Source organism: Candidimonas sp. SYP-B2681 (genome assembly GCF_003971065.1).
GTDB lineage: Bacteria > Pseudomonadota > Gammaproteobacteria > Burkholderiales > Burkholderiaceae_B > Pollutimonas.
The window spans coordinates 67,073-91,946 of the sequence record NZ_RYDV01000004.1 but is presented as its reverse complement, the minus strand read 5'-3'; the positions used below and the strand labels follow the sequence as shown (position 1 = coordinate 91,946).

Sequence of the window (24,874 nt, the reverse complement as noted above, 5' to 3'; positions counted from 1 at the left end):
AGCGTTAGATGTCCATTTTGTTGAAAACGAAACGCGGCAGGTGCCGGATGACCATCATGATCAGTTCCCATTTACGCGGGGTGTACACCACGGGGCGCCCCTGTTCTATCCCGCGCACAATGTCCGAGGCCACGGATTCCACGCTGGCAAGTTTCGCGCCACTGCCTTTCATGCTGGCCGTCATGGGGGTATCGGTGGGGCCCGGCTTGATCAAAACCACCTTCACATTCGTGCCGGCCAGCCGGTGTTGCAAGCCCTGCGCGTACCGCGTTACCAGACCTTTGGCCGCGCCATAGACATAATTCGATTTGCGCCCGCGGTCGCCTGCGACGGACCCGATAATCGCTACGGTGCCCTGGTTGATTTTCTGCATGTGGCTGGCAAATGCCTCGGCAAATAAAACGGGCGACACGCCGTTCACGCTCAATGCCGTGCTGCATGCATCAAGGTTCGTCTGGCATTCCGCCTGGTCGGGGAGCGACCCGTGGGCGATCAATACGCAGTCCACCGGCCCGGTCGCGACGATGCTGTCGGCGAATTCCTGGATGGCAGCCGGGTTCACGAAGTCGGCAACCACGGCCAATACGGTTGACTGTAGGCCGCGCACGCGCAGGTCGGTTGCCACGCGCTCGGTGCGCTCGGCATTGCGGCCCACTAATATCAATTCAATGCTGGCGTTGGCAATCCATAGTCGGGCACAGTGCTCGGCGATGGCCGAGGTGGCGCCGATGATCACAATCTTTCTTTTTCTGTTCTGCACGTTCAGCTTCCCATTAATCGGCGCGACATGGCCGAGCTGATGCCCGGGTCGCGGTACTGCAAGAATTCGGCAAGACGGGGGTAGCCCGCCTCGAATAGGTCGCGCGGCATGCGGGCGTCTTTGGCGGGGTACAAGCGGCCGCCGGCCTGCCGCACGATGGCGTCCAGTTTGTAAAATAGCCGGGCCGTGCTTGACCCTTTGTTCGGAAAGTCGAGAGCCAGCGTGACCCCCGGCTGGGGAAAGCTCAGCATGCCTAGCGATTGCCGTTCACCAAAGGTTTTCAGCACCGCCAGAAATGACCCGTCGCCAGAACGCGCTATTTCTTTTAGCATCGCCTGCACGGCATCGCGGCCACCGCTACGCGGCACCACGCACTGATATTGAAAGAAGCCCTTCGGCCCGTAGATGCGATTCCATTCATGAATGCTGTCCAGCGGGTAGAAGAAGGGCTCGTAATGGCTCATTCCTGGGCCGGCCTTGCGCGCCTGCAAATAATAGTAGGCTTGATTAAAAGGCTTCAGCGACAGACTGTTAATCAGGGAAAAGGGGGGGTAAAGGGAATGGCGAGCTTGCGCTCGGCCCCGGTGCGCGGCCAGTCGGTGCGAGGCGCATGGTTGGCCCGCATGAACACCCCCCGGCCTCTGGCGCCTATGCAGTCTATCCATGACACCGTATGCTCCCAGCCCGCTTCGGATTCATCGGCCAGCTGAAAGAACTCATCAAGGTTCGCATAGGGTACGGTGTCGGTATTAAGCCACGGGCCGGCCACGCGGCGCAGCTGTATGCTGGCCTGCACGATAATCCCGGTCAACCCCATTCCGCCGACGGTGGCGGCAAACCAGTCGCTATGCTCTTGCGGCGCGCAGTCGATGACGCTGCCGTCGGTGCGCAGCAAACGCAGACTATGCACGTGGTCGCCAAACGACCCCATGACGTGGTGGTTCTTTCCATGGATGTCGTTGGCAATGGCGCCGCCCACTGTCACCATTTGCGTGCCCGGCGTCACCGGCAGCATCCAGTCGCGGGGCACGAATAGGCGCTGAATATCGCGCAGCAGCGTTCCCGCTTCGCAATGCAGGATGCCGGTCGCGTCGTCGAAGCGGATGAAATGGTCAAGGGCCCGGGTGCTCCATACCGTGCCCTGGGGATTCAGGCAGACGTCGCCATAGCTGCGGCCCATGCCGTGGGCGATGCCGGGCAGCGACTGCTGCACTTGTGTCGCAAGCGTAGCCGCGTCGACCAAGGGCACAACCTTGTGCTCATCGGCCGACAGACGGCCCCACGATGACATGTTCACCATGGCACGCCCACGGCGCCGGCAATCATCACCACGCCAAAAACAACACCGGCCAGCAAGCTCGCCTTATCCTTCATGGCAAATACCAGCGGGTCGTCGTGCATTTCACCGCGGTGCGCGCGCAGCCACATCCAGCTGATCCAGAACAGCACCACGGGTACGGCGCCCCAAACGATTTCGGGTGATTGGTAAAGCTCAACCACCGTATCGCTGTCCAGATAAAGCGCCAGAACGACGACCGCGGAGTAGGCCGACGAAATGCCCAGCATTTGCACCAAAGAGGCGTCTGATGTTACGTAGCCTCGGCCATGCGCCTTTTCTTTGCCCTGCGACAGTTGAACCTGGAGTTCGGCGTAGCGTTTAACAAAGGCGAGCGACAGGAAGAGAAAGCCCGAAAAGGCCAGCAGCCAGTAGGACAGCATTAGTCCCGCGGCGGCGGCCCCCGCCACAATGCGCAAGGTATATAAGACCGCCAAGGTCAGGCAGTCGATCAACGCCAGGCGTTTAAGCCCCCAGGAATACGCGCAGGTCACGATAAAGTAGACCACCAGCCAGGTCACGAAGCCCGAACCCACCGGCACGGCCAGCAGCAAGCTTAGTAGTAGCAGTATCGGCGCCAGCACGACGCCCGTCCAGGCGGGCGCAATGCCCGAGGCGAAAGGGCGGTCGCGTTTTCGTGGGTGCTGGCGGTCGCTTTCCAAATCCATCAGGTCGTTGGCGATGTATACCGACGAGGCGCACAGACTGAACGACACAATGGCCAGCAGCAGGAACAGCCAGGTGTCGGGGTCATCCAACTGGTGAGAGGCCAGCAAAGGCACCAACAATAAGGCGTTTTTCGCCCATTGGTGTACGCGCAGCATGCGCGCCAGTACGCCCAAGCCCAAAGGCACGCGCGGGAATACGCGTTCCACCTCGCAGGCAACGCCGGCTTTTCGGATGACTTCAGCGGGGGCGCTAACCACGATAGCGCGCCGTGCTCGCTGCCAGACCGGGACGTCGGCGTGCGAATTGCCCACATAATCAAAGCCGCCCTTGCCGTAACGTTCCTCCAGCGCCTGGGCTTTATGCTTGCCCGCGAGGTTCACGCTGCCGTTACTGGCGATGACTTCATCAAACAAATCCAGGTGCTGGGCGATGGCCGTGGCAATAGACAGGTCGGACGCGGTACATAAAATTACCTTGCGGCCTGAAGCGCGTTGTTCGCGCAGCCACTCGACCAGTTCCAGGTGATACGGCAGCGACGCCGCGTCGAACTCGCACTGGGCGGCAAGCTTTTGTTTCATGACTGCCTTACCTTTAAGCAGCCAAGCCGGAATTCGCAACACGTCCAACGGACGGTCGCGGCATGCCTGCAGTGCCGACTCGTGCAGCATATCGGTTCGGATCAGAGTGCCGTCCAGGTCGACGACGAGCGGGAAGTAACCCAAAATAAGTCCTTGGCTTGCGAGAACGACAGGGCCTAATTCTACCTTCGCCCCACTATAACGTTGTGCCAACTACACCACACTTGCCCGGTAGACGGCAATCGGGAGTATTGCAGGATGTTATTATGACGGGCCTTTCGATCCGCGACCGATATGGTCGCCGCAAGGCAAGGCATTACCGCAAGCCAATATGTGAAGATTGGCACAGTGGGTCGAACAAAGCTCAATACCAACCTTTTCGGCCCCTGTCATGTGTATGCCCACAATAAGGACAATTATTTTGACGATCAACGTGCCCGGGTTGGCGCGGCTGGGGCTTTGGGCAGGCTTAGCGGTGCTGGGACTAAACGATAGCGCCGCCCGTGCACAAAGCATCTACACGCCGGCCGCGGCCGCCCGGCACGCTCAGGCGTCGCAAGACGTGATGGACTTGTCGCGCGCCTGGCGCGCCGTCTTGCAATACGACCATACCTACCAAGCCGCCATCAGCGAACAAGCCGCCGCGCAAACCGAGCGGGCCCAGGGCCGCGCCGGACTATTGCCGCAGATTCAAGCCGGTTACGTGCGCAGCAACGTCAGCGGCAGTGCCAGCCAGCCCAATTTCGCCGGCCAACGCGTCGGCCGCGAACTGGACTACAAGTCCACCAACGGCTACATCCAATTGCAACAGCCGCTTTTGAATTACAGCCGCTACGCCGAATACCAGCGCGGCAAAGCCCGTGCCGACCAGGGCAGCGCCGTGTTTGACGTCAGACGCCAGGAAACCGGCATACGATTGGCCACGACTTACTTTAATACACTGCTTGCATACGAAACCCTGGCCCTGAACCGGTCTTTGGGCGAATCACTGGAAGGCCAAGTCGCGGGGTTTGATGCCCGCTATCAACAGAACGAAGGCACCCGCACCGACGCCCAGGAAACCCGAGCCAGGCTTGCGGTAGCAAAAGCCGACATTATCGAAGCCGAAGACCGGCTGGTCGTAGCAACGCGCGAACTGCAGGCTTTATTAGGCAGCCCACCGAAACATCTGGCGGCATTGGGCAGCAACTTCCCCTTGCCCCCGCTAAACCCAGGCAGCTTAAACGAATGGTTGGACCGCGCCCGCGCCAATAACGCTGAGATCCAGTCTGCAAGGCAGGCCGTAAATGTGGCCGAAGCGGAAGTCGACCGCGCGGCCAGCCGCTACCTGCCCACGATGGACCTGGTGGCCACCTACGGTAAGGCCGATAGCGAGAACCTGTCGACCCTAAGCCAACGCACCAACACCTTCACTATAGGTATACAGGTCAACATCCCCATTTTCACCGGCGGCTACAACACCGCCAACGTGTCGCGTACCCGGTCTGACCGTAGCCGCCTGCAGTACGAGTTAAACGCCGCCATAGAACGCAGCCAGGCCGAAGTAACCCGGCAGTACACCAACGTGCAGGGTGGCGCGCAACGCGTCATCGCCCTAGAAGCGGCAGTGGAATCTGGCCAGCTAAGCCTGGACTCAGCCCGTAAGGGCTTTGAAGTAGGCGCCTGGAGCAACCTTGATGTGCTCAAAGCCCAAGACAAGCTTTACCAGGCCAAGTACGAGCTGGTAAAGGCGCGCCTGGAGTACCTGCTAGCGCGCCTGCAGTTGTCGGCCGCGGCCGGCGATCTGCATAGTGGCCCTTTTGACGAGATTAATGATCTTTACCTAGGCCCCGTCATCGCGTTAAGCCGTAACAATAACCAGTAATAATAGGCAGTTGTAACGCATATTTCGTGTTGCAGTACAGCAACAACTATTGTCTCAATGTAAGGCAAGTTTTACCGCTTGTTCCAAAACTGTACATGTTCGTACTATGTGGGGGGCTACGGTAGTATTTACACACACTCGGGTATACCCTATAAGTACCCAATTCCTTCAATTGACAACATAAGGCAACTTGATTAAGCTGCCCCCAGTGTTACTGAAGCCTAGGTCAGATGACGCGCGTCAACGTAGCCAGGCCGAAGCAACATCCATCGATGGGTGTAACCCGAAACATATAGGACTACTACAAATGGCTAATCCGTTTTTTAACGCGAAGTACTACCTTGAAAACAACAAGGACGTCGCCGATTCTGGTCTTGATCCAGAAGCCCACTACCTGCAGTTCGGCGCTAAAGAAGGCCGTGCGCCAACAGCCTGGTTCAACGCTGCGTACTACCTTTTCTCGAATCCTGATCTGGAAAAAGGCGGCATCACTATCGACACAGCGTTTGCCCATTTCCAAGCATTCGGTGCCAACGAAGGCCGCAGCCCAAGCCCAACAGTGTCTCTGGTTAAAGCCAGCTTGAGCGGTTACGCGGCAGCTAACCCAGACTTGGTTAAAGCCTTTGGTATTACTGATCCAGCATACTTGTCAGATGCACAAGCCGCCTTATTGGCAGTTCACTTCTATCAGTTCGGTCACAACGAAGGTCGTCCTGGCAATCCTACTGTCAGTCCAGTAGGCGGCACTTTCACGCTCACTACTGGTGCGGATGATCTCACTGGTACCGCCGGTAATGACGTTTTCACCGCTAACCAAGCGCTGGTTGGCAGCACTCTGACCGATACCCTGCAAAACGTCGACTTGTTGAACGGTGGCGGCGGTGCCGACACATTGAAGGCCACTATTAGTGGCGACGTCACAGCGGCGACTACCTCGATCGAGACAATAGAGATTCGTAACATTGCCGTTGACGGTGCCGGCGCTGGCGTTGCCAAGAGCGTCGCGATCTCCAAAGACGTTACGAGTGTTGTCGAAGCGAATTCTGTTGCTGGCGTCACGTTCACCGGCGCAGCTGGTGTAACTTCGGTTACTTCGGGCGGCGTACGCTCGTTGGATGTCAAAGGCATTGAAGCGGCAGCCGTTACTGTTAAGGTCGCCAAGGCTGCTGATGCCGCGACAAACACGGTTACCTTGCAGTCTGTCAACACTAAGGCCGCTGCTCTATCAGCATTGAATGTTGACGTTAAGGGAACGGTTACAGTTGCCGCTCAAAACGACCACGCTACGACTCCCGCTGACACCGTCAAAACGTTGTCTGTTAAGGCAAACGGCGCAGGTACCTATAAAGCCGCCGGCACGAGCACAGCTGACTCGCTCACGTTCGCAGACACTGACGTTCTTGCAACAGCAACAATCACGGGCACTGGTGACCTAGTAGCGAATCTGGGCACAACTCAGGCTAAGCTGACGTCGTTCGACGCTTCAGGTTTGGCAGGCGGCGTCGTATTCACTGGCACGAACAAGCTTGATGGACATACTGATTCCGTACTGGCGACAGTTAAGGGCGGTTCGGGCAATGATATCCTTGCAGTTGCAAACCTGAAAGACGGCGCAACCGTTGACTTGGGTGCTGGTGATAACAAGCTCGTTTTGACGGCATCTAAGGGCGGCGTTACAGTAGCCGGCGGTGCTGGCAAAGACGACATCACTCTTGCCAACGTCGCTGGCAAGGCCACCGTAATTAATACCGGTGCGGGCAACGACAAACTGACCATCACTACGCCCAACTACACTACGGCATCGACCACTCTGACGGTTGACCTTGGCGAAGGTGATGACTTCGTTAATGCTGGCAACTTGGCTGGCGCTATTTCAACCATCAATTTCCAAGGCGGTGCCGGTACTGACACAATTCGTATCACGGGCGACTTCGGTCTGGCTGAAGCTAACCGCATCGAAGGCTTTGAAGTAGTAGATGTGACTGGAAACACAGGCGCTACTGGTCTTGATCTTTCCCGGGAAGCGAGCATCAACGCAGTAGTTCTTACTGCTGGTGCAGCTACTGCAAAGATACTTAATGCCGCCGCTGGAACGACGATTACGGCGAAAGATGGTGCCGTTGGCACACTGAGTTTCGCACTGGCTGACGATACTGGCACCGATGATGTTGCCAAGGTGACTTTATCTGCCGATGACAGTGCCAATAAGACCGGCATTGCTGATACTGCCAAGCAGGCAGAGCTTGGACTGACTGCCAACAAGATCGAAACAGTTCAAGTAAATTCTACAGCGCTGCCCGGCGTTGGCGATGCAACGGCTGCGACGCCAATCAAAGCGAACAAGGCTAGCGACTACACCAACACGCTGACCCTAACCGGCAACGAAGTGAAGACAGTCGTGGTTACCGGTAACGCTAAACTCGACTTGGTGACTACTACGACAGCGCCAAAACTGGCAACGATCGATGCGACCGGCAACTCTGCTGGCGTGAAAGTGTCGTTGGCAAATGCTAATGCGGTGACGTTCAATGGCGGTTCTGGCGCAGACAATATCACGTCGACGGTAGGCCATATGATTGTAAAGGCTGGTGCTGGTGCCGACACATACGCACTTAAGCAAGGTGCTGCCCCTGCTGATGATGTTAAGGACACCATCGTTATCACCTCTGCGGCGGATACACAGTTGGCCACCAAGGCACATGCGACCACTGGCGCGCTCGAACTGGATTTCACCAAGATGGACGTTATCACCAGCTTCGGTGATAAGGACAAGATCGATCTGAGTGCGTTCGGCTTCACTGGCGCTCGTACTGATGCGTTCGTAACAGCTACGATCTCCACTGCAAACGTCGATTTGCTCGGGCTGGTAAAGAATGGTCAAGCCAACTTCTTTGTCAACGGTTCAGTGAACGCAGGTGTGGCGGCTTTGACAATTGGAGCCGACACTTATCTTGCGATCGATGCCAACAAAGACGGCAACTTCAGCGCAGCTGACGATGCTGTGATTTTGATTGGTGCCGTGACGGGTATCGACGCAGCCGACGTTATCTGGGCTGCATAATTGTTTTTGGATAACTAAGTAAAGTTTTCCGCTGCACGAACTCTGAACCTTACCCCATCGGGGCGGGGTTCGGAAACTCAGCGACGGATTACCCCTAGAAAGGGCTGGTTCAGCACCAGTTTGTTCTGCAGCGCTGTCAAATGCGGCTAATGTTTAGCTGCTGAGTTTTGGCGCGAATGGAATGCCAGGATTGACCCAGCACGAAAAGCCTCGCAATCTTAGGATTGTGGGGCTTTGTCATGCCAGGGTATGCCGAAGCGTAATGGGGAACTGTCCGAGATCGTCCCAAAACGTTTACAGCGCAAGTTGTACGACCTCGCTAAGACGCATCGAGCAATGCATTGCGGAGGCGGCCGACAGTGGTTTGCGTCACTATCTCTCATTGTCCCTCTGCTATCTGGCTGCCCGATCGACGCTGCCTATCTATTAGCTATGGGGCTGGACTTCGTCCGACCGTTCTAGCCGCGACGGATATTAAGCGGGTCGCGGGCACCCACAGGAAGGGCGGCGAACCCTCACACAACACTAGTCGCCGTGGTATTGACGCCCTGACGCACTTAGTAAAGACGATCTGCGGGGGGATGGTGAGCGTAGAAAAACATACAGTCAATAGCGCATGAAAGTATGCTTCTAGCGCGCCTGATGACGCCTTTTGGTGCGCCCCACAAATACCTACGAAAGCGCGATTCGCTTTTGAAGAGGGGTAACATCTCATTAATCCCCCAGCACCGAAGAGCTGGGGGATACCGCTTTCTATAATCTCAGCGGACCCCATTCAGCGATCGCCGACTGAATGCGATCCCTTGACGACTATTCCCATCAAGTACCGCTGCCGGAGCTCAAGAAGAAATCGCTGACGGCGAATCCTTCGTTGTCGCGTGAGCCAGTGCCCTTCACACCAACTAGGTGGATGCTAAAGTCCCCAGCCTCCCCTTCACCGGCTGGACCATATTTCGATGAGTCGAAGGCGAGAGTGTAATTGCCGCCAGCACCTTTCAAGGTCCACCCGTTGCTTTCGCCCGCGTTAGCGTATACCTGGCTTTGACCGTAATTTCCACCAGCGCCGCTAACAAATGTATGGTCACCACCACCAACATTCATCACTACAGCGATCTTGTCTACCCCTACCGTGAAATTATGTATCGTGTCAGTGCCGAAAGCTTTTAGCGCTGTGGTTTCCAACCTGGGGTAGTGCTCAAAGTAATCGTTGCTATTAGCTCGGGTTTTATAAAGAAATACGTCCTTTTGATTTGATGCAACAAGAACATCGTTACCTCCTCTACCTTCTAGAATATTTGCATCTCTGGCATCAATAAAATAGTTAGTCCAGGGGGCATAGCCTTCTTCAAAGCTTTTTGCCCATCCCGTCACTTCTGAGTCTTGGCTTTCAGCGAAGACGCCGGTGGCCGTGTCGATTTCTGTCAAAGTGCCAGCATAAATTACGTCGGCACGGTTGTCGTCCGGAAGGCTGCCATTCCCGCCACGTAGCCAGTCTGCTCCCTTGCCGCCCACTAGGATGTCGACACCGCTGTCCGTCAAAACGGAGTACCCCGTAATGTAATCATTTCCGTCCAAACCGAAAATGGTTTGAGGACCGTTACCGCCGTACAGAGCATCTGCACCGGTGGTTCCCACTAGAACGTTTGCACCCTTTAGATTGGTAAGGGCGGTGTCATTTCCATTGTTAATTGCGGGAATGCCTCCCGTATATGTGTTCCCCGAAATATCGACATCGCCAATGATTTTTCCGGGGGTAAGGCCAATGTCTTCCGATTTGCTGGTAACGAATTCGCTGCCTGTAACGTGAAGTTTTGCCGGGCCCTCTGTGCCGATACCAACATTATTAGACGTGAATTTACTTTTTACGACTGACAGTTCACCGTTTGGGTTCACATAGATACCGGTTACCCAACCATTAAAGTCAGCATCAATAATATTGACCTTTGCTGCAACACCGGCTTGTACCTCAATTGCTCTTGCTTGAGCGTTTCTGTCATTACCAGTGACAGACTGGAAACTTGTGCCGGTCACGGACACCTTGTCAGCATTACGGACGTAGATGGCGTGCTGGCCGCCGACTGCGCCTTTCACCGCGCCTTCAGAGATTCCTCCACCGAAAAAGTGGACGCCAGCTGTTCCGCTGTCAACATTTACGTCGAAGCCGCCGGTGAGCGTGACACCACTACTAAGAACGATGTTTAATCCGTCTTTCGTAATCGACCACGCTTCGTTTGCAGGAGCACGAGCTGAAAGAGCAGTATCAACTGCGCCGACAAACACAGTGTTGTACACCGAGGCAGAATCTTGAAGAGATTTAAGCGTACCACTGAAACTCGTTGTGACTACCTCCGAATTAGCAATGATGCCGTTTGGTGCAACATTCAGAAGTATGGCTTTATCATCTCCTGTGAACTGGTACTTAGCCTTCACGCCTTCACGCTCGAACACGCCACCGTCTGCGGAAGCGATGAATTTCACATCACCCGCGGCAGTGCCGTGGAAGACTAGATTTCCTTTCGAGTCAGCATCGATCGAAAAGGTCCGCCCTTCAGCGATTGGCGGCGTGACGGGCGGAACAACGGGTGTTGTAGGTGCAAAGGCTTCTGGCAGTGCAGCCCCTTCCGGTACAACGACACCTTCCGGTATCACAAGCTTTTTCCCGTCAAGCGGTACAAAATCGAACGGAATTGGCGTGTTAGCCGGAACGGTCCATCCCGCCGGCTTCACAAATGTAGGAAGGAATGGGGCCACTTCTCCGACGCGTTCAAGCGCAGCTTGAAAGTCACCTGCCGCAATTGCCTTGGTAAACGTTGGGTCGTTTGCAAAGTCTTTCAAATTGACGCCATTGCCTAAGTCCCGGGCCTCTTTAGTTCCAGACTGCATCAAATGCCCTAGAGCAGATGTAAAGCCGTTCTGGACGGCCTTAGCAACGTCGGGATTGGCCTTAAGGTAGGCCCCCAGGTCGATGGAAACGCTAAATGGGCGCGGTTCGCTCTGGCCATGCAGCAAGAAATGCTGGACGGCGGACATGGTGCCGGCTTTGACCGCCGCTGCGACGTCAGGATTCTGTAGCAGATAGAACGCTTGATCAAACAGATTCAAGGGCGACCTGCCTTCGGCGGCACCGAAATTTACGAAGTGATCGTATGCCGTGGTTTCACCACGGGTGATCGCCGCGGCTATGTCTGGGTTTTTTAGCAAATACTCCTGGGCGTTGAATAGTGGTGTCGGAGTGCGGCCTTCCGAATTACCAAACGTATTGAAATGCTCGAATGCGTCGACGAGACCTGTGCTGACAGCGTTAGCGACGTCAGGATTGTTTGTCAAATACCACTGAAGACTAAAAGGTAAAAGGGTAGCCATGGGATATCTCCGGAATAATTGTTATGTGGGCACTTAGATCCCGCATACTGGTAGCTAGCGGGACATTGTTATAAAAATAATAGCGTTCCTACCGTGCATTGCTTTTAATTACAAAAAGTATCAACTATTTACCAAGCTTGAAGCGATGAGAAATGCGTTTCGACTCTCCTTATGCAGGCGTTCGTGTAGCTGCAAATATCCGTTCGATGGATTTGCGGTAGGGGGACAGAAGCCGTCTACCAGTTGGTATCAAGGTCCACGACATGCCGCCAATAGCGTTTTTCGCTACGCTAACAGTCGACCTTCCGGCTGCCCGTTCGTCATCCAATGCTCTAACGGATTTACGCCCGCCAGGGCGACGTCCGGGTTAGCTGCCAGGTAGGAATTGGTCTGGAATGTTGCAGAAGGGTCTCTACCTTCCTTCCAGCCTGAGTCCCAATAGTGCTGGGCAGGATTGACCCCGGCGGCTTGCACGTCTACGTACTGATGCAAGTACCACGAGGTATCGAACATGGCGTTGGGGTCACGGCCTTCGCGCCATCCGTTCTGTTCGAAGTGTGAAAAGGGATTGATCTTCGCCGCTGCAACGTCAGCGTTTTGCTGCATATACCATGAGGTATCAAACCACCCGTTGGGATTCCGCCCTTCATGCCATCCACTTGTACTGAAGTGAAGATCGGGATTGACGCCTGCGCGCGCAACGTCGGGGTTGTGGCTTAGATAGAAAGCGTCGTCCACGTCCACGAGGTAAATGTGGGGCGTTGATGGAGGCTTGGGTTCGGCTGCAGCCGACATGGTCCGCACCAGTTCAGCTTCGCGTACCGTCACGTAATTGACGAAGCCCTCCACGACAGCTGCTGTGGTACCGGCAGGTAAAGCGCCCCACTGCGCTAGCTGCTCAGATGTAATGTTGTCTACTTGACTGCCGTCTTTGTTCAATGCAGTTACGATTTCCAAGAAAGAATACGTGCCCGAAGAAAGTTCAATACGTTCAATCTGCGCCGACGGCGAGGTCCAGTTTGCAACGGTCACTTGCTGATTCGACACTGTGTCGCGCGCCAATAAATGCTTGCCGTCGACGATGGCGACGTAGCTGCTCGCTCTGCCGAAGCCAATTCCCATGGCGACCAAGGTGTCATAGCCGGACGAGTCTGAAATTATGACAGCCGAATTATTGGACACGACGTAGGTGTCGTCGCCGGCACCCCCGACCATGATGTTGGCTTCCGTATTCACGTTTGCAATAAGCATGTCATTACCGTTAAGTCCAAACGTAAGCTCGTTGAAGCCAGTTCGAAGCGTGTCGTCCCCGTTGGTGGCCCAGCGGTCAACGATTTGGGGGAAATAGGGATTGGCCATGTTGAGTACGTACCTCGTGTGGTTCTTGGGCGAAGTGATTAGAGCCGCGTGGTAATGCGCTGAAATGACGAAACGTTCATGCTCTGCGCTTGATGTCCAACGTGTAGGAGTAGCTGCCGGATCTTACTTTACGTTTCGTAATACTTTCAACACAAAATTACAAACTAGGTCGTATGGCCTATGAAGTGGGTCGGGCTTCGTACCTATCGGCTATTCATCCGATGCGCTAACAAAGTTGTAGGCTCGGGCACGACGTCGCGGTGGGAAATTAGGCAGAGTTTTTTCCAATGCCGCCGAAGGATCATGCACATCGTCGATCACGGTCGCGGTCTTCTTCTCGCCGATTCATACTCAAGTACAGATCGCGGCTAACGCTTGCTCGCGCCATGAGTTAAGAACGGTCTAAACCCATGGTGACTGCGTTACATGCGTGGTAGAGGCAACACATGGCGACCTTGTTCCAGCAATCCGTAGTCGGCGAGATCACTATGCTGAATTAATCTTGGCTCAGCAAACCGTAAAGACCCTGCACACACGTTGCCCTCCGGCGTGCCTACAACCCATTCCCCGAGTTGGGCGGGGCGTGTGTTAAACAGCGAAGTCGAATAGGCGGCACGGCAGAATGGAAACAAACTGCCGTAATTTGATGCTGTATCCGTCAACGGAAACATCATGCGCATCTGCGCTTCGTAAAATGCTTCCCATGCTTGCTGCGATCGCCGGAAAGCCCTCAAAAAATCTGCTTCCCCCTGTGTACAAACGCTCGATTTCACGCTGCGCAGTTTTAGTTACAGCGTGCCCGTAGTGCTACGCCAGCCAGCCATCGTCATCAACGATCGTCCGCACCGCCGTCAGTTTGACAATGCCTTCGCCGAAGCTGCCGCCTAACGGGTTGAATACGTCCAGATAAAAGGTCTCCGCGGGCTCGGGTATCGTGTCGCCCATAACTTCCACCGGGATCACCGCCGAGTTCTCATCTGGGTACAGATTCAGCGTGCCGCTGACGGCAATGTAGTCGCTGCCTGAAGTTGCCGTGCCGTTTCGGGTTGCGTAGTCGACGCTCAGAATCTGGTTGGGATCGCTGCGCATGCCGGTGAACTGCAGCAGGAAATAGGCGTAGCTGGTACCGCTATTGTGCTCGGCGACTTCTAGCTTGACGTCTTCGGGTTGGGTTGGCGCGTCTGGGTAGTTTGTCCGCAGGCTTTGGTCGATCCACTGTTGATAATGGCTTACCCTCTGCCAGGACGCAATTTCACCAAAGCTGCTGTTCGAATCGGAATCGATATCAGGGCTGACGGACCCTAGGCTGAGCCTTGTCGTGTAGCTGGCTACGCCAGCCACCTGGTCGTTCAGGAACGCAGGGCCACCGCTGTCGCCTGGGGCAATCAAGCCTTCTGCCCATCCCAGAGCGAGGTCGTTGCGGTCGATCAGTCGACCCAAGGCATCGTGGGTGGCGCTCCCGTCGTCAAAATCGGCTACTAGTTGGCTGCCAGCCAAGGGCGTCCAGGCCATTGCCGATCCTAGGTGGTTTTTGAGTGTTGAGGCTTCCGCATCAAAGAAATTGCTCGCAGTCAGCCGGATAGGATTTGCGGTTTCGCTGCTGGTGGCCCCGGTGGCGCCGGTGCCCGTTCGGCCGTAGCCCACCATGGTGAACGTTTGGCTTATTTCATTGGCATTGCGGTAGAGCTCGTATCGCTCGGCGGCCACTGGGGCCGCGCTGGATAACCAAACCAGGGCTAGATCGTTGTTGCTCTGCGTGTCGTGTGCCGGATGCTTGAGGATCTTCGAGCTGGTCAGAGTCTGAGTGCCGGAGCGCGTCTCAAAGGTCACCTGAGCGTTGCCATTATTTCCGTTGAATAGGTGGGCTGCCGTCAATATGGCACGGCCATCGAATAGCAGCGTACCCGTTGCGTAGTAGCCGCCGAAAGCGACCCGGACCACGCCATCGTGGCCATCGCCTGGCTGGCTGCGATACCGCGAATCGGTGTGGTGATGCGATGAAGTGATCATTTAATTAGCAGAGGCAGAATAAGCGGGATTTTTTTAACTTATAAATGGGCGCTTTTTGCATCGCTTCCGATGGTCAAGTTACGGCACCCCGCGGTTTAGCTTATCGGACTCGCCGAAGAGGATGCCGTGCGGTCGTTTTTGCACGCGACGTCTTCAAAATTCTTAAACAGAAAAATCTTGGTATGAGTGAAATACGTATGCAATGTGCTGGGGGGCACGTTAGAAAAAATCGAGTTGTAGCGCCCGACTTCAGAGTAGCCATTTTCGGTCTTCAATTGGCGCAGTGCGTCCGCGGAATATTTATCTCCGGCCGAAGGGAACTCTAAAAGAGTAGGACCGCACTCCACGGTTATTTGCTTTCTTAGGCCGGGGTAATCCGCAGTCCAGCTAATTTGCGTTGCCTGTACGCCGAACCGTGCCTCGACGCTCGCTCTGATACCCGCCAAGCGGCTTGCTTGGTTTCCAGGAAGCTCAATAAGCATCAAATTCAGCGTGGTTTTAACCGAGGGAAGGGCAATGACGACAAGGGCCGCTAGCAGCACAACTCGTTTCGCCCCTAAGCTTGCTCGTAAAACGTGTACGGTCCTTAGTAGGCCGTATGCCGAAAAAATCAAGACGAAAGGCAAGATATGGCTAAAGTTGCGCTCAAAGAAAGTGGCATATGAACCGAAACGTATCGCGAAAATCAGTACGAACAGTATTACAAAGAACAGTCGAAATTTTCGTTCATGCAGAACCCACAGGGCACCGACGGCACAAAATAGAAGAATGAGCGTCCCGCTTGTAGAAGTGAAGTATTGAGCCGAATAGATGATTCGATCAACAAAGCTGCCATCGCCCAAGCCGTGCGGCCAATGCCCTATGCTGTACTGGCTGCTCAAGGCCAAAACGCCGGCCGCGAAGTGATCTGCATTCAGCACGGCATATGGGGCAGCAATCAAGAAGCCGCTTGCCGCTCCAAGCAGAATGATGGGAAGCCTGCGTGGGAGGGCGTGGAAGCACACTTTCACATAGTGGACAAGTTCGTCGAAAAGCCCTGCGCCTGATTGCGCCGGTTTCTGTGTGGGTAATAACAGAAACGGTAGCAAAGCAAGCATAGATACTTTGGTGGCGACTAAAACTCCGAAGACGAAGGCGGCGGCGAATAAGTAGCGCGCCGGACTGGCCGCTCGAATCCCCGTTATATAGACGCAGAATAACGTTAGGGCGGTAACAAAGGTTTCCGGTCGCGCGTAAAGGCTATCTTGATACAACAACGGAGCTATCGCGCCCAACAATGCGGCACATAACCCCACTGCCACACCAAAGAACTGACGGCCCAACATAAAGATAAAGAAGACCGTCAAAATTCCTAGAATACCGCTCCACGCACGTAACGCTTCCAACGCCGAATACTCGTTTGATATCGGCACTAGTCTTGCAAGGTGTAGTACGCCGGACGAACTTAATAAGTAGCCGGAGAAATTATATTGCGGATACTTAAAATGGTTTGGTAAGTCGGCATTGAGCCAGTTGGTATCGAATGTTTTTTGTTCCGATATCATCTGCGTGACGCTGACGCTTATTTCTTCATCGGGGTGCCAATACGAATACGAAAGGGACGTCAGCCGTATCGCCGCCGCAAGAGTGATGATGATGGCCAATAATAAGTAGTCGGATAACGCTATATTTTTTCTTAAGCCGATCATTGACTGGTATGTTGTCCATATTGGCGCAAAGGAAGTAGGTTCCTATGCTTTGTATCGGTTTACTTAGCTAATCGGCGGACCGCCAAGTGATGGCTTTTTATTAGGTAGGCGGATTATATCTGATACATATGATTATGTTTAGATACTTTTATGGGCGCAGCATAGCGTAACGGCGGCTTTAGGCAGCCTTCAGGGTTATAGGCTCGGCAAAGTTGCGCAAACACTTACCGTTGAGGCACTAACGTATGCCCATGCTACTTTCCGCCTATCGAGGCATTCGTACTACGTAAATTTGGGTTCATTGATGGTTGTGTCGGTAGCGCTTCATAGCTAAAATGCAACAGTTGCTTTTTGTTGCTTTAAAGATTTATTACGTCTTGCTACTACAGCCTACATGGTCCTAACTTTTGCTTAAATCTGGTTACTGCATCTAACGTGTTACACCTTGCAATTCCCTAAGATACCTTAGACCGTACAGCCGATGTCTGTTCCGGTCTTCTTTTTATCTTTTGGAGCTTCGTGTGGCCTCTTCCATTTCTCTTTTCAACCTTCAGTGGTACCTCGACCACAATCCGGACATCGCTGCTGCCGTCCGCGAAGGCGCGATCGATGCACTTCAGCATTTCGAACAGTTCGGTAAAGCTGAAGGGCGTTCTGCAACCCCTTTTTTTGACACGCAGGAATACCTGCTAAAGAACCCCGACGTCGCTGCCGTAGTGGATGCGGGCGAGATCACGGCTTTTGATCACTTTGTCCAGTTTGGCGCGGCCGAAGGTCGGTCGCCCGTTGCATTATTCGACACGGATTTCTACCTGTCGCAAAACCCGGATGTGGCCGCAGTCGTAGAAGCCAAGGCTATGACCGCCGTAGAGCACTTTGTTCTTTTTGGCCGCGGTGAGCCCCGCCAAATAACGCCGACCGTAAACCTGGCGGCTTATCTTGCAGCTAATCCGGACGTGCAAGAAGGTGTAGATGCAGGCCAGATTTCTGCCTTTGAACATTTGATTCAGTTCGGCCTTGGCGAAAATCGGGATCTGGGCAACGGCCTGTCGTTGGAAGAGTTCAAAAACGATCCCGTATTCAAGGCCGCCTTGGCAACGGGCAACCCAAAAGCGGCGCTAGAACGCGTTGCTGAAGTGGCTCCTTTCATCCCTGCATTCGAAGCGCCGGCCGGCTGGACACCACCCGCTGACACGCCGATCCCCACGGGCTTCGTACCTGTAGAGGGCACGACTTTGGTGGTTCCACCTTCGGTCGAAGTGCCACCCGGTACGGAACTGCCTGACGCCTTCATTCCACCCGGCCAGACGTTAACGCTTACCGCCGCGACGAACGAGCTTACAGGTGATGCTGGTCACGACACCTTCTCTGCACCGCTTGGTACGTTGCAGTCTACGGACGTTCTAGATGGAAAAGCGGGTAACGATACGCTCAACGCGACGTTGACCGGTGGCGTCATTAAGCCAACGATAAACAATATCGAGAACATTAACCTTACCGTTTCCGCCGTCGGCGGTAGTGCAATTGATCTGTCGGATTCCGTCGGTTCCGGGTCGGCGATTAGCATTACTGGTTCGGGCCGTTCAGAAGTCGCTGGCCTGACCGTGGCAGGCAATAACAATATCTCGTTCGACAAATATGAAGGCGCTTCGGTCCTTTCTTATAAGTCGGAAGAATTTGGCGGAGAGAAGGACGAAATTACCGTCAACCTATCCAATGCTGATGTGCGCCTGGGTCTTATCCAAGTCGGATCGGGAAGTGGCGCTATCGAAAACTTGACGCTAAACAGCGACGGCACCGCGGCAAATAAGTTTTCTTCCGTATGGTCCGGTAGCCTGTCATCAGGTCGCACTGGCGTCAGCTCGATGACGTCTCCCGGCGAAGGCGGACACAACATCAATCAATACACGGTTAAAGGTACACAGTCGATTGCGATGACGTTCGATGAAGGCTCCTTTATGAACGGCATGAAGATCGACGCGACTGGTTTGGCGGAAGGTGCTGTAGCAACCGTACGTGCCGATGCGAACGGCAACGACGACTTTTCTCCAGCCTTAACGTCAGAGAGGGCTTATGAGCTGGCTAATGTGAAAGGCGTCGAAAAATTCGAGCTGTTTAGTAGCGGTGCCGACATCAATGCTGCACGCACATTGAAGAACGTTGAGTTGACCACCCAGGTGGTTGCCGCAGCCGGTGTAAGCGCACTGACCGTCAATACAGCTGGTGCTACGGGCACGGCCGACACCTTCACGCTGGCGCTTGATCACTCCAAAGCCGATACCGGCGTAACGCTTAAATTGGCCACGATCAACGGTGTGGAAACGCTCAATCTGATCAGTGAAGGAGCAGCAGTAGACGGCAGCAACCTTATTAACAGCCTGGCTGGTAACTCGCTTTCAGCGGTGAACATCAGCGGTTCGTCTGCTTTGGGCCTTAACGTTACTGCGGCGGCAGGTAAAACACTTACCGTCGATGGCAGCACAGCGACTGGCAAACTGGCTATCTCCGCGATTGTTGATGCAGCGGGCAGCTTTGTCATTAAGGGCGGCTCAGCTGACGATACCCTGACGGGTGGAGCAGGTACCGACACCTTCACGGGCGGTGCTGGTGCCGACACGTTCGTGTTTGGCGCTAATGGATCGGTTATCGGGAAGGCCCTAGATGTCGTAACGGACTTCAAAGCTGGTTCTGACGTCCTGAAGTTTGGCGCTGATACTGCTTTGACCGCTGCCGACACGAGCCTACTTATTAAGGGCGTGAACGTTAATACCAGCGCGAAAGGTTTGATTACCTTCCACGCGGACGACAACGACCTCGACTCGAAGATTGCCGCGATCCAGGCAGACACTGAGCTTGACGTTGCGAACGCTGTTGGCTTCTTTGAGGATGCAGGTAATACTTATGTGTATTACGCAGGTGCAGCCGCCGGGAATGAAGACGATCAACTGATCCAGTTGACTGGTGTGAAAGGTTTGACCGGAATGACGGCTGGTGCCGAAACGACTCTTGCCTAAGTAAGGTCAAGCTGCTTGTGGTGGTCTTATGGTTTCTTGGTAATTCGCCACGAGCGCAAGCTTTAGCATCAACCCCAAATCAGGACGTTCCTGATTTGGGGTTTTTGTTCTTCCTAAACCGAATGGCGCTAAGAATCAGGCAATAGAGCGCCCTTCAGCTTGACCGAAATCGATCCAGTGCTCTAAGGGATTAATGCCGACAAGCGCGACATCGGGATTTGCATTGAGATAAGCGCCTGTGTCGAAAGCCGAAGACGGACTGCGGCCTTCCGCCCAACCGAGATTGTAGTAATGCGCAGACGGGTTGATGCCCGCTGCTGCCACGTCGGGATTCTGTTGCAAATACCAGTCGGTATCCATCCACGCATTGGAATCACGGCCTTCTTTCCAGCCGAAGGTTGCATAGTGGGCCGACGGATTGATTCCGGATGCTGCAACGTCGGTGTTTTGCTGCAAATACCAATCGACATCCATCCAGGAAATGGAATCACGTCCCTCCTTCCAGCCGTGGTCCTGGAAGTGAAGTAGCGGATTTAGATCGGCGGCGGCGACATCGGGATTTTTCTGCAAATACCACGCAATATCGAACCAATCATTAGGGTTTCTACCTTCTCGCCAACCGTGGTTGCTAAAGTGCTCGTCCGCACTGACGCCGCTGGCCGCAACATCGGGATTGCTCGCCAGGTAAAAGGCGTCGTCAAGACCCTCTACGTTGGCGACAGGCGGCACAACGGGCTGCGGCGGGGGTACTGGGGTACTGGCAAGCTGCGTTAGCTCGGCCTCACGTAGGCTAAAGTGAGTAATAAGATTATGGAGATCCGCTGAAGTCGTTCCGGCGGGCAACATGCCTTCGTTCACGAGCTGCGACGTCGACAAATTGCCCAAATAATTAGGGCTGCCGCTCATAAAGGAAAGAATTTGCGAAAGCGAAAATATACCGTCGCTCAGCTGAACCTCTTCGATTCGTGAAGAGCTCGACATCCAGTTGGCTATCATGACTTGCTGACCGGAAATCAGATCGAAAGCAAGAAGATGGCTGCCATCTACGGTCCCAAAATAGGTATACGGGTTATTAACCCCCATGCCGGTAGCGATCACTCGATCGTGACCACCGCTGTCCAGTATGGTGATAGCCGAATTGTAGGCAGCGACATAGGTGTCATTGCCTTTTCCACCGACCATAACATTGTAGTCGCCGCCCGTAACGGCAGTAATGGTGTCGTTACCGTCTAGTGCATAGGTAATTTGGTATGCGCCAGCACGAAGAGCGTCGCTATTAAGACTGCCGATTTGCTCTGGAAGGCTTTCAATGAACGTACTAGCCATGCTTGAAGATATCCTTTATTTGGGGTGGAAAGGGAAGTGGGAAACGTGCGGAGGGGACATTCCACGTTCATGGTTCTGTCCCTGTGCTGAAAGCAGCTTGAGCTCGGGCTGTTCTGCAGAACAGCCCCATGTCCCTGGCGGGACACGCTGATCTCATGATATCAGCAGCGGTACGGGTGGGGACTCTATGTCGAAGGCGCAGGAATGTTAAATATCGTAACATCCGTGTTTCGAGAAATAGCAGGCATTATTCCTGTAGGAACTCAGTATGTCTTTCTTTCAAAAACACCTTAATTTGTCATCGAAGCCGTACCTGGGCGCCAGTGCGGATCAATTGAAAGCGGGTGACTTCAATAACGATGGCCATACCGATTTCGTCGTTGCTCAGATTCACTCTGAAAGTTTAGGATCTACGCCTGCGCAGCTTCAGGTCTTTATGGGTGATGGCAAAGGCGGTTTCAGCGACCAGACCGATACGATGTTTGCCTCCGGGCTGCCGTGGATCAATTACGTCGCGCGTATGATTGTGGCGGACTTTAATGGCGACAACGTGGACGACATTTTTGCCATCGACAATGGAATAGATAAACCTCCTTTTACGGGCGGCCAGAATAAGCTATTTCTATCCTCCGGAGGAAAGCTCCTAGACGCGACGCATAACCTGCCGCAGGGAATGAAAAACAACCATGGAGCCTCGGCGGGCGACATAGACAATGACGGTGATTTGGATATTCTTGTCAACGCCTTGATGAATGATGGAAACGATTTGCAAATTAACGATGGCAATGGCGTATTCCGTTCGGCCGGCTATTTATTGCCCGATCTGACCATGGTTAATCCGTGGTCCGGGGTCGGGCGTGTCGTTAAGACCAATACATGGTCTGGTTTGATTGATGTGAATAACGACGGCTGGCTCGACATGATCCTGGGTGGTTGGGATAACGGCAACGCCGGCAAAACCGAGCTATATCTGAATGATGGTAAGGGAAGCTTTGCCCACTCAACTGCCATACCGCTGCCTCCCACAGGTATTCCAGGCGAGAGCATTATGGATATCAAAAGCATCGACCTGAACGGGGATGCGCTACCGGATTTAGCGCTGTCTATAACCAGTGGCGGCAGTGCTGACGTGTTCTATCACACTCCCTACATGCAGTTGCTGGTCAACAAGGGCGATGGAGTTTTCGTTGATGAGACGGCGCTACGCTATGCGCAAAGCACGGCGCCGCAGCCCCTTACCATGTGGTACAAGTCCCTGGAGATCATCGATCTGAACCGTGACGGTTACCCCGATATTTTGATGGATGACCAGAATATGGGCTCGACCATTTTACTGAATGACGGTAAAGGCCGCTTTGCAAAAGTGTTGGAATTGCCTGAAGGGCGAGACCCTAACATGTATGTCTACTCGGTCGTTGCTGCAGGAGATTTCAACGGTGACACCATGCCGGATCTGGTGCTTTCGATATATGGCGGATATGGTGGCTTCGATGTCTATTTGAATCAACTCAGCGGCCCTTCGGGGCTGGGCAAACTCAATGGCAAATACGACGATTCGGCCATGTATCGCTTTTATAACAAGGTCACGGGTACGCACTTTTATTCTGGGTCCAAACAGGAAGTCGAATCGGTGTTGTTGAGCATGCCCGATTTTTCTTTCGATGGCCCGGCGTTTAAAAAGAGTACCGTTGCTGACGACCTGGTGGATGTGTTCCGCTTCTACAACACACAGACCGGCACGCACTTGTATACCGCTAATCGCGCCGAAGCAGATAACATCAGGGCCACCCTTCCGGTGTACGACGACGAAGGCGTTGCGTACCGGGCGCACGCTGAGCAGTCCGAAGGCACCGCGGCACTTTATCGCTTCTTTAATACCGAAAGCGGAACGCATTTCTATACCGCCAACGCCGCCGAGATGGAATCTGTAAAGATTCAGCTGGCCGGCACCATGTCGTTCGAAGGCATTGCTTATTACGTGGATATTTGATCGCGATACACTAAAGTCTGACTTCCAGACATTACGCGCTCGAAAGGATCACGAACTTATGGTTAGCCCATCCGACAACACCGAAACCTCTTATTGGCTTAGTAAACAGCTCAATATCACCTTTAGCCCCTACGAGGACCGCCTGATCATCAGGGCAGAGCGCGGGAAGCACGGTGTGGCCAACTTGCTGTTGACCCGTCGGATGGTGATGATTGTGTTGAACCAGCTTTTAGGCAGTTTGCCCGAGTTATCCGGGCTTAACAAAACCCCAGCCCAATATTGGCAAGATGTGCTGCAGATGTCGCATCAGCAGGCCATGGAAGCCAAGACGGAAGCCGACGACGCCACGGCGACGGCGGCAGCGGCACAGGTCGCGACAGAAGCTCCCGCGAAACCCGACGCTGAAGCCGTGCCCAAGCAGACGGCTTCGCCCGCTATTTATTTGGCAACCGAGCTCACCGTGCAGCGCGACGATAAGCAGCTGGTCCTGGCGTTCAGGGGCTTGCCCATGCCCAGGGCGATGACAGACCCATGCAAGCACGAATCGGTGTTCGCATCGCCTTTGCAGCTGGACCACGTTCACCAGTTGATACAGCTGCTGATTACTAAAGCACAAGAAGCTCAGTGGCATTTACCGCTGGACCTGCCTTGGCTTGAAAGCCTCAAGACGCAGGCCAGCGAGGTTGGAGTGCCGACGGTTCATTAATCGGGCACGCCGCGCCGCCGGGGCAAAAACCTTATGGCGGCGCAGCTTATAATGTCGCTCCCAAGGGCGGTCTAGGTTCAGGCCGCCCTTGGCTATGTGGATCTGGATGTGCCGCTTCATTACTTTAGCGATGTGCATTCAGGCGAACCAGACAAGGATGCTCGAATGCCCGATATTAAAGTCGTTTCACGCGAAAGCCATGCCGATAAGCGCTGGCAGCGTTACACCTCGTATTCATTCGCCGACGGTGACGCCGTGGCGCAGCTGGTCGTGCAAGAGCTGCCAAAGGCCGCCATGGTCCTGCCTGTGGGCTTTGTTGCCGTAGGCGATGGCTTTCTGCCGGTTGCGGTACAAGGCCTTCAGCCCGGGAAAAACTTGCTGGTGGCGGCCGATGGACGGTGGCTCGGTGGCTACATACCGGCCGCGTACCGCAGTTATCCCTTCATGCTGGCCAATACTGAAGACGGCCAGCAGGTGTTGTGCTTTATCGAAGACAGCGGCCTGTTGTCCGACACCGAGGGCGAAAGTTTCTTTGCAGAGGACGGCGAACCGGCCCAATCGGTCAAAGACGTATTGAACTTCCTGACGCAGGTGTTCGCCAATCGGCAAGCCACCCAGCGTATTTGCGAGGCGCTGCAAAAACATAATTTGATACAGCCCTGGCCCATAACACTACAAACGGACGCGGGCGAACAGGTGGTGGAAGGGCTGCATCGCATCGACGAAGCGGCGTTGAACAGCCTTTCAGCGGAGGCCTTTGACGAAGTCCGCCAGGCAGGCGCCTTACCGGTGGCCTATTGCCAATTGCTGTCCATGCAACATCTGCCGAAATTGGGCCAACTGGCGCAGGCGCATGCGGCACAACAGCTTACATCGCTGGAAACGCCCGATGGCGAACTTGACCTGGAATTTTTGAATGACGGGGGTACGATCAGCTTCGGCGGTTTGCGTTAAAACAACAGTCTGACTTACCGGAAACGCTGGCTGTGCAACGATCACAACCCCTATGCAGACTGAATGCCACACCTGCATAAGGCGACGTAGGCCATTAGGCCTACGTCACAATTTATTCCGCTGATGGGCTGATACAGCGTGATATAGTTAACAGCCTTTTCATAAAAATACTAGACGTTTCTCGTTATTTCATGCA

General features: G+C 54.3%; 14 protein-coding genes and 1 pseudogene. 6 read left to right on the top strand and 9 right to left on the bottom strand.

Features of this window, described 5'->3' with window-relative positions; genetic code table 11:
• Positions 1-4: 4 nt before the first annotated feature.
• The 4 genes from EKL30_RS09885 to EKL30_RS09875 form a co-directional block, all read right to left on the bottom strand.
• Positions 5-760, bottom strand: coding sequence for an SDR family NAD(P)-dependent oxidoreductase (locus EKL30_RS09885; protein WP_126707067.1), 756 nt, complete (start codon positions 758-760; stop codon positions 5-7).
• A gap of 2 nt (positions 761-762) precedes the next feature.
• A complete protein-coding gene (locus EKL30_RS19185) occupies positions 763-1,224 on the bottom strand; it encodes a hypothetical protein (RefSeq protein WP_233583005.1) in 462 nt (153 codons plus the stop codon).
• 71 nt (positions 1,225-1,295) lie between these two features.
• Positions 1,296-2,060, bottom strand: coding sequence for an FAD-binding oxidoreductase (locus EKL30_RS19180; RefSeq protein WP_233583003.1), 765 nt, complete (start codon positions 2,058-2,060; stop codon positions 1,296-1,298).
• Positions 2,054-3,487 carry a UbiA family prenyltransferase gene (locus EKL30_RS09875; protein ID WP_126707066.1) on the bottom strand — a complete coding sequence of 478 codons (1,434 nt, stop codon included), beginning with the start codon at positions 3,485-3,487 and terminating at the stop codon, positions 2,054-2,056. Before EKL30_RS09875 ends, EKL30_RS19180 begins: the two co-directional genes overlap by 7 nt.
• Before the next feature lie 277 nt (positions 3,488-3,764).
• Between EKL30_RS09875 and EKL30_RS09870 the strand changes: the two genes are divergently transcribed.
• Together EKL30_RS09870 and EKL30_RS09865 are read left to right on the top strand one after the other, a co-directional pair.
• Positions 3,765-5,207 (top strand): TolC family outer membrane protein, encoded by a 1,443-nt coding sequence (locus tag EKL30_RS09870; protein ID WP_158618411.1) that lies wholly within the window; start codon positions 3,765-3,767, stop codon positions 5,205-5,207.
• 190 nt (positions 5,208-5,397) lie between these two features.
• The gene (locus tag EKL30_RS09865; protein ID WP_126707064.1) at positions 5,398-8,268 is read left to right on the top strand and encodes a hypothetical protein; all 2,871 of its coding nucleotides are present in this window, start codon (positions 5,398-5,400) and stop codon (positions 8,266-8,268) included.
• An 819-nt stretch (positions 8,269-9,087) separates the two neighbouring features.
• Here the strand turns inward: EKL30_RS09865 and EKL30_RS09860 are convergent.
• The 4 genes and pseudogenes from EKL30_RS09860 to EKL30_RS19465 form a co-directional block, all read right to left on the bottom strand.
• Positions 9,088-11,631: a hypothetical protein gene (locus EKL30_RS09860; RefSeq protein ID WP_126707063.1), complete on the bottom strand. Its 2,544-nt coding sequence runs from the start codon at positions 11,629-11,631 to the stop codon at positions 9,088-9,090.
• Positions 11,632-11,916: 285 nt separating this feature from the next.
• On the bottom strand, positions 11,917-12,990 hold the full coding sequence (locus EKL30_RS09855; protein ID WP_126707062.1) for a hypothetical protein: 1,074 nt from the start codon (positions 12,988-12,990) through the stop codon (positions 11,917-11,919).
• An 807-nt stretch (positions 12,991-13,797) separates the two neighbouring features.
• Positions 13,798-15,000, bottom strand: coding sequence for a trypsin-like serine protease (locus EKL30_RS09850; protein WP_126707061.1), 1,203 nt, complete (start codon positions 14,998-15,000; stop codon positions 13,798-13,800).
• Positions 15,001-16,082: 1,082 nt separating this feature from the next.
• Positions 16,083-16,544: pseudogene (locus EKL30_RS19465) on the bottom strand (glycosyltransferase family 39 protein); the annotation flags it as partial.
• A gap of 665 nt (positions 16,545-17,209) precedes the next feature.
• Between EKL30_RS19465 and EKL30_RS09840 the strand changes: the two are divergent.
• Positions 17,210-19,702 (top strand): calcium-binding protein, encoded by a 2,493-nt coding sequence (locus EKL30_RS09840; protein WP_126707059.1) that lies wholly within the window; start codon positions 17,210-17,212, stop codon positions 19,700-19,702.
• A 135-nt stretch (positions 19,703-19,837) separates the two neighbouring features.
• Here the strand turns inward: EKL30_RS09840 and EKL30_RS09835 are convergent, their stop codons facing one another.
• A complete protein-coding gene (locus EKL30_RS09835) occupies positions 19,838-21,028 on the bottom strand; it encodes a hypothetical protein (RefSeq protein ID WP_126707058.1) in 1,191 nt (396 codons plus the stop codon).
• A gap of 268 nt (positions 21,029-21,296) precedes the next feature.
• On the opposite strand from EKL30_RS09835, the gene EKL30_RS09830 reads away from it, so the two are divergent.
• From EKL30_RS09830 to EKL30_RS09820, 3 genes are all read left to right on the top strand, one after another.
• Entirely contained in the window at positions 21,297-23,018 is a 1,722-nt protein-coding gene (locus tag EKL30_RS09830; protein ID WP_126707057.1) for an FG-GAP-like repeat-containing protein, read from the top strand.
• 58 nt (positions 23,019-23,076) lie between these two features.
• Entirely contained in the window at positions 23,077-23,724 is a 648-nt protein-coding gene (locus tag EKL30_RS09825; protein WP_126707056.1) for a hypothetical protein, read from the top strand.
• 165 nt (positions 23,725-23,889) lie between these two features.
• Positions 23,890-24,678: a SapC family protein gene (locus EKL30_RS09820; protein ID WP_126707055.1), complete on the top strand. Its 789-nt coding sequence runs from the start codon at positions 23,890-23,892 to the stop codon at positions 24,676-24,678.
• Positions 24,679-24,874 lie beyond the last annotated feature (196 nt).

Bases quoted from the DNA above. Each gene is read 5' to 3' on its own strand.
- EKL30_RS19185 (WP_233583005.1), bottom strand. From the start codon at position 1,224: ATGAGCCATTACGAGCCCTTCTTCTACCCGCTGGACAGCATTCATGAA.
- EKL30_RS19180 (WP_233583003.1), bottom strand. From the start codon at position 2,060: ATGGTGAACATGTCATCGTGGGGCCGTCTGTCGGCCGATGAGCACAAG.
- EKL30_RS09860 (WP_126707063.1), bottom strand. From the start codon at position 11,631: ATGGCTACCCTTTTACCTTTTAGTCTTCAGTGGTATTTGACAAACAAT.
- EKL30_RS09855 (WP_126707062.1), bottom strand. From the start codon at position 12,990: ATGGCCAATCCCTATTTCCCCCAAATCGTTGACCGCTGGGCCACCAAC.
- EKL30_RS09850 (WP_126707061.1), bottom strand. From the start codon at position 15,000: ATGATCACTTCATCGCATCACCACACCGATTCGCGGTATCGCAGCCAG.
- EKL30_RS09835 (WP_126707058.1), bottom strand. From the start codon at position 21,028: ATGGCTAGTACGTTCATTGAAAGCCTTCCAGAGCAAATCGGCAGTCTT.
- EKL30_RS09830 (WP_126707057.1), top strand. From the start codon at position 21,297: ATGTCTTTCTTTCAAAAACACCTTAATTTGTCATCGAAGCCGTACCTG.
- EKL30_RS09825 (WP_126707056.1), top strand. From the start codon at position 23,077: ATGGTTAGCCCATCCGACAACACCGAAACCTCTTATTGGCTTAGTAAA.
- EKL30_RS09820 (WP_126707055.1), top strand. From the start codon at position 23,890: ATGCCCGATATTAAAGTCGTTTCACGCGAAAGCCATGCCGATAAGCGC.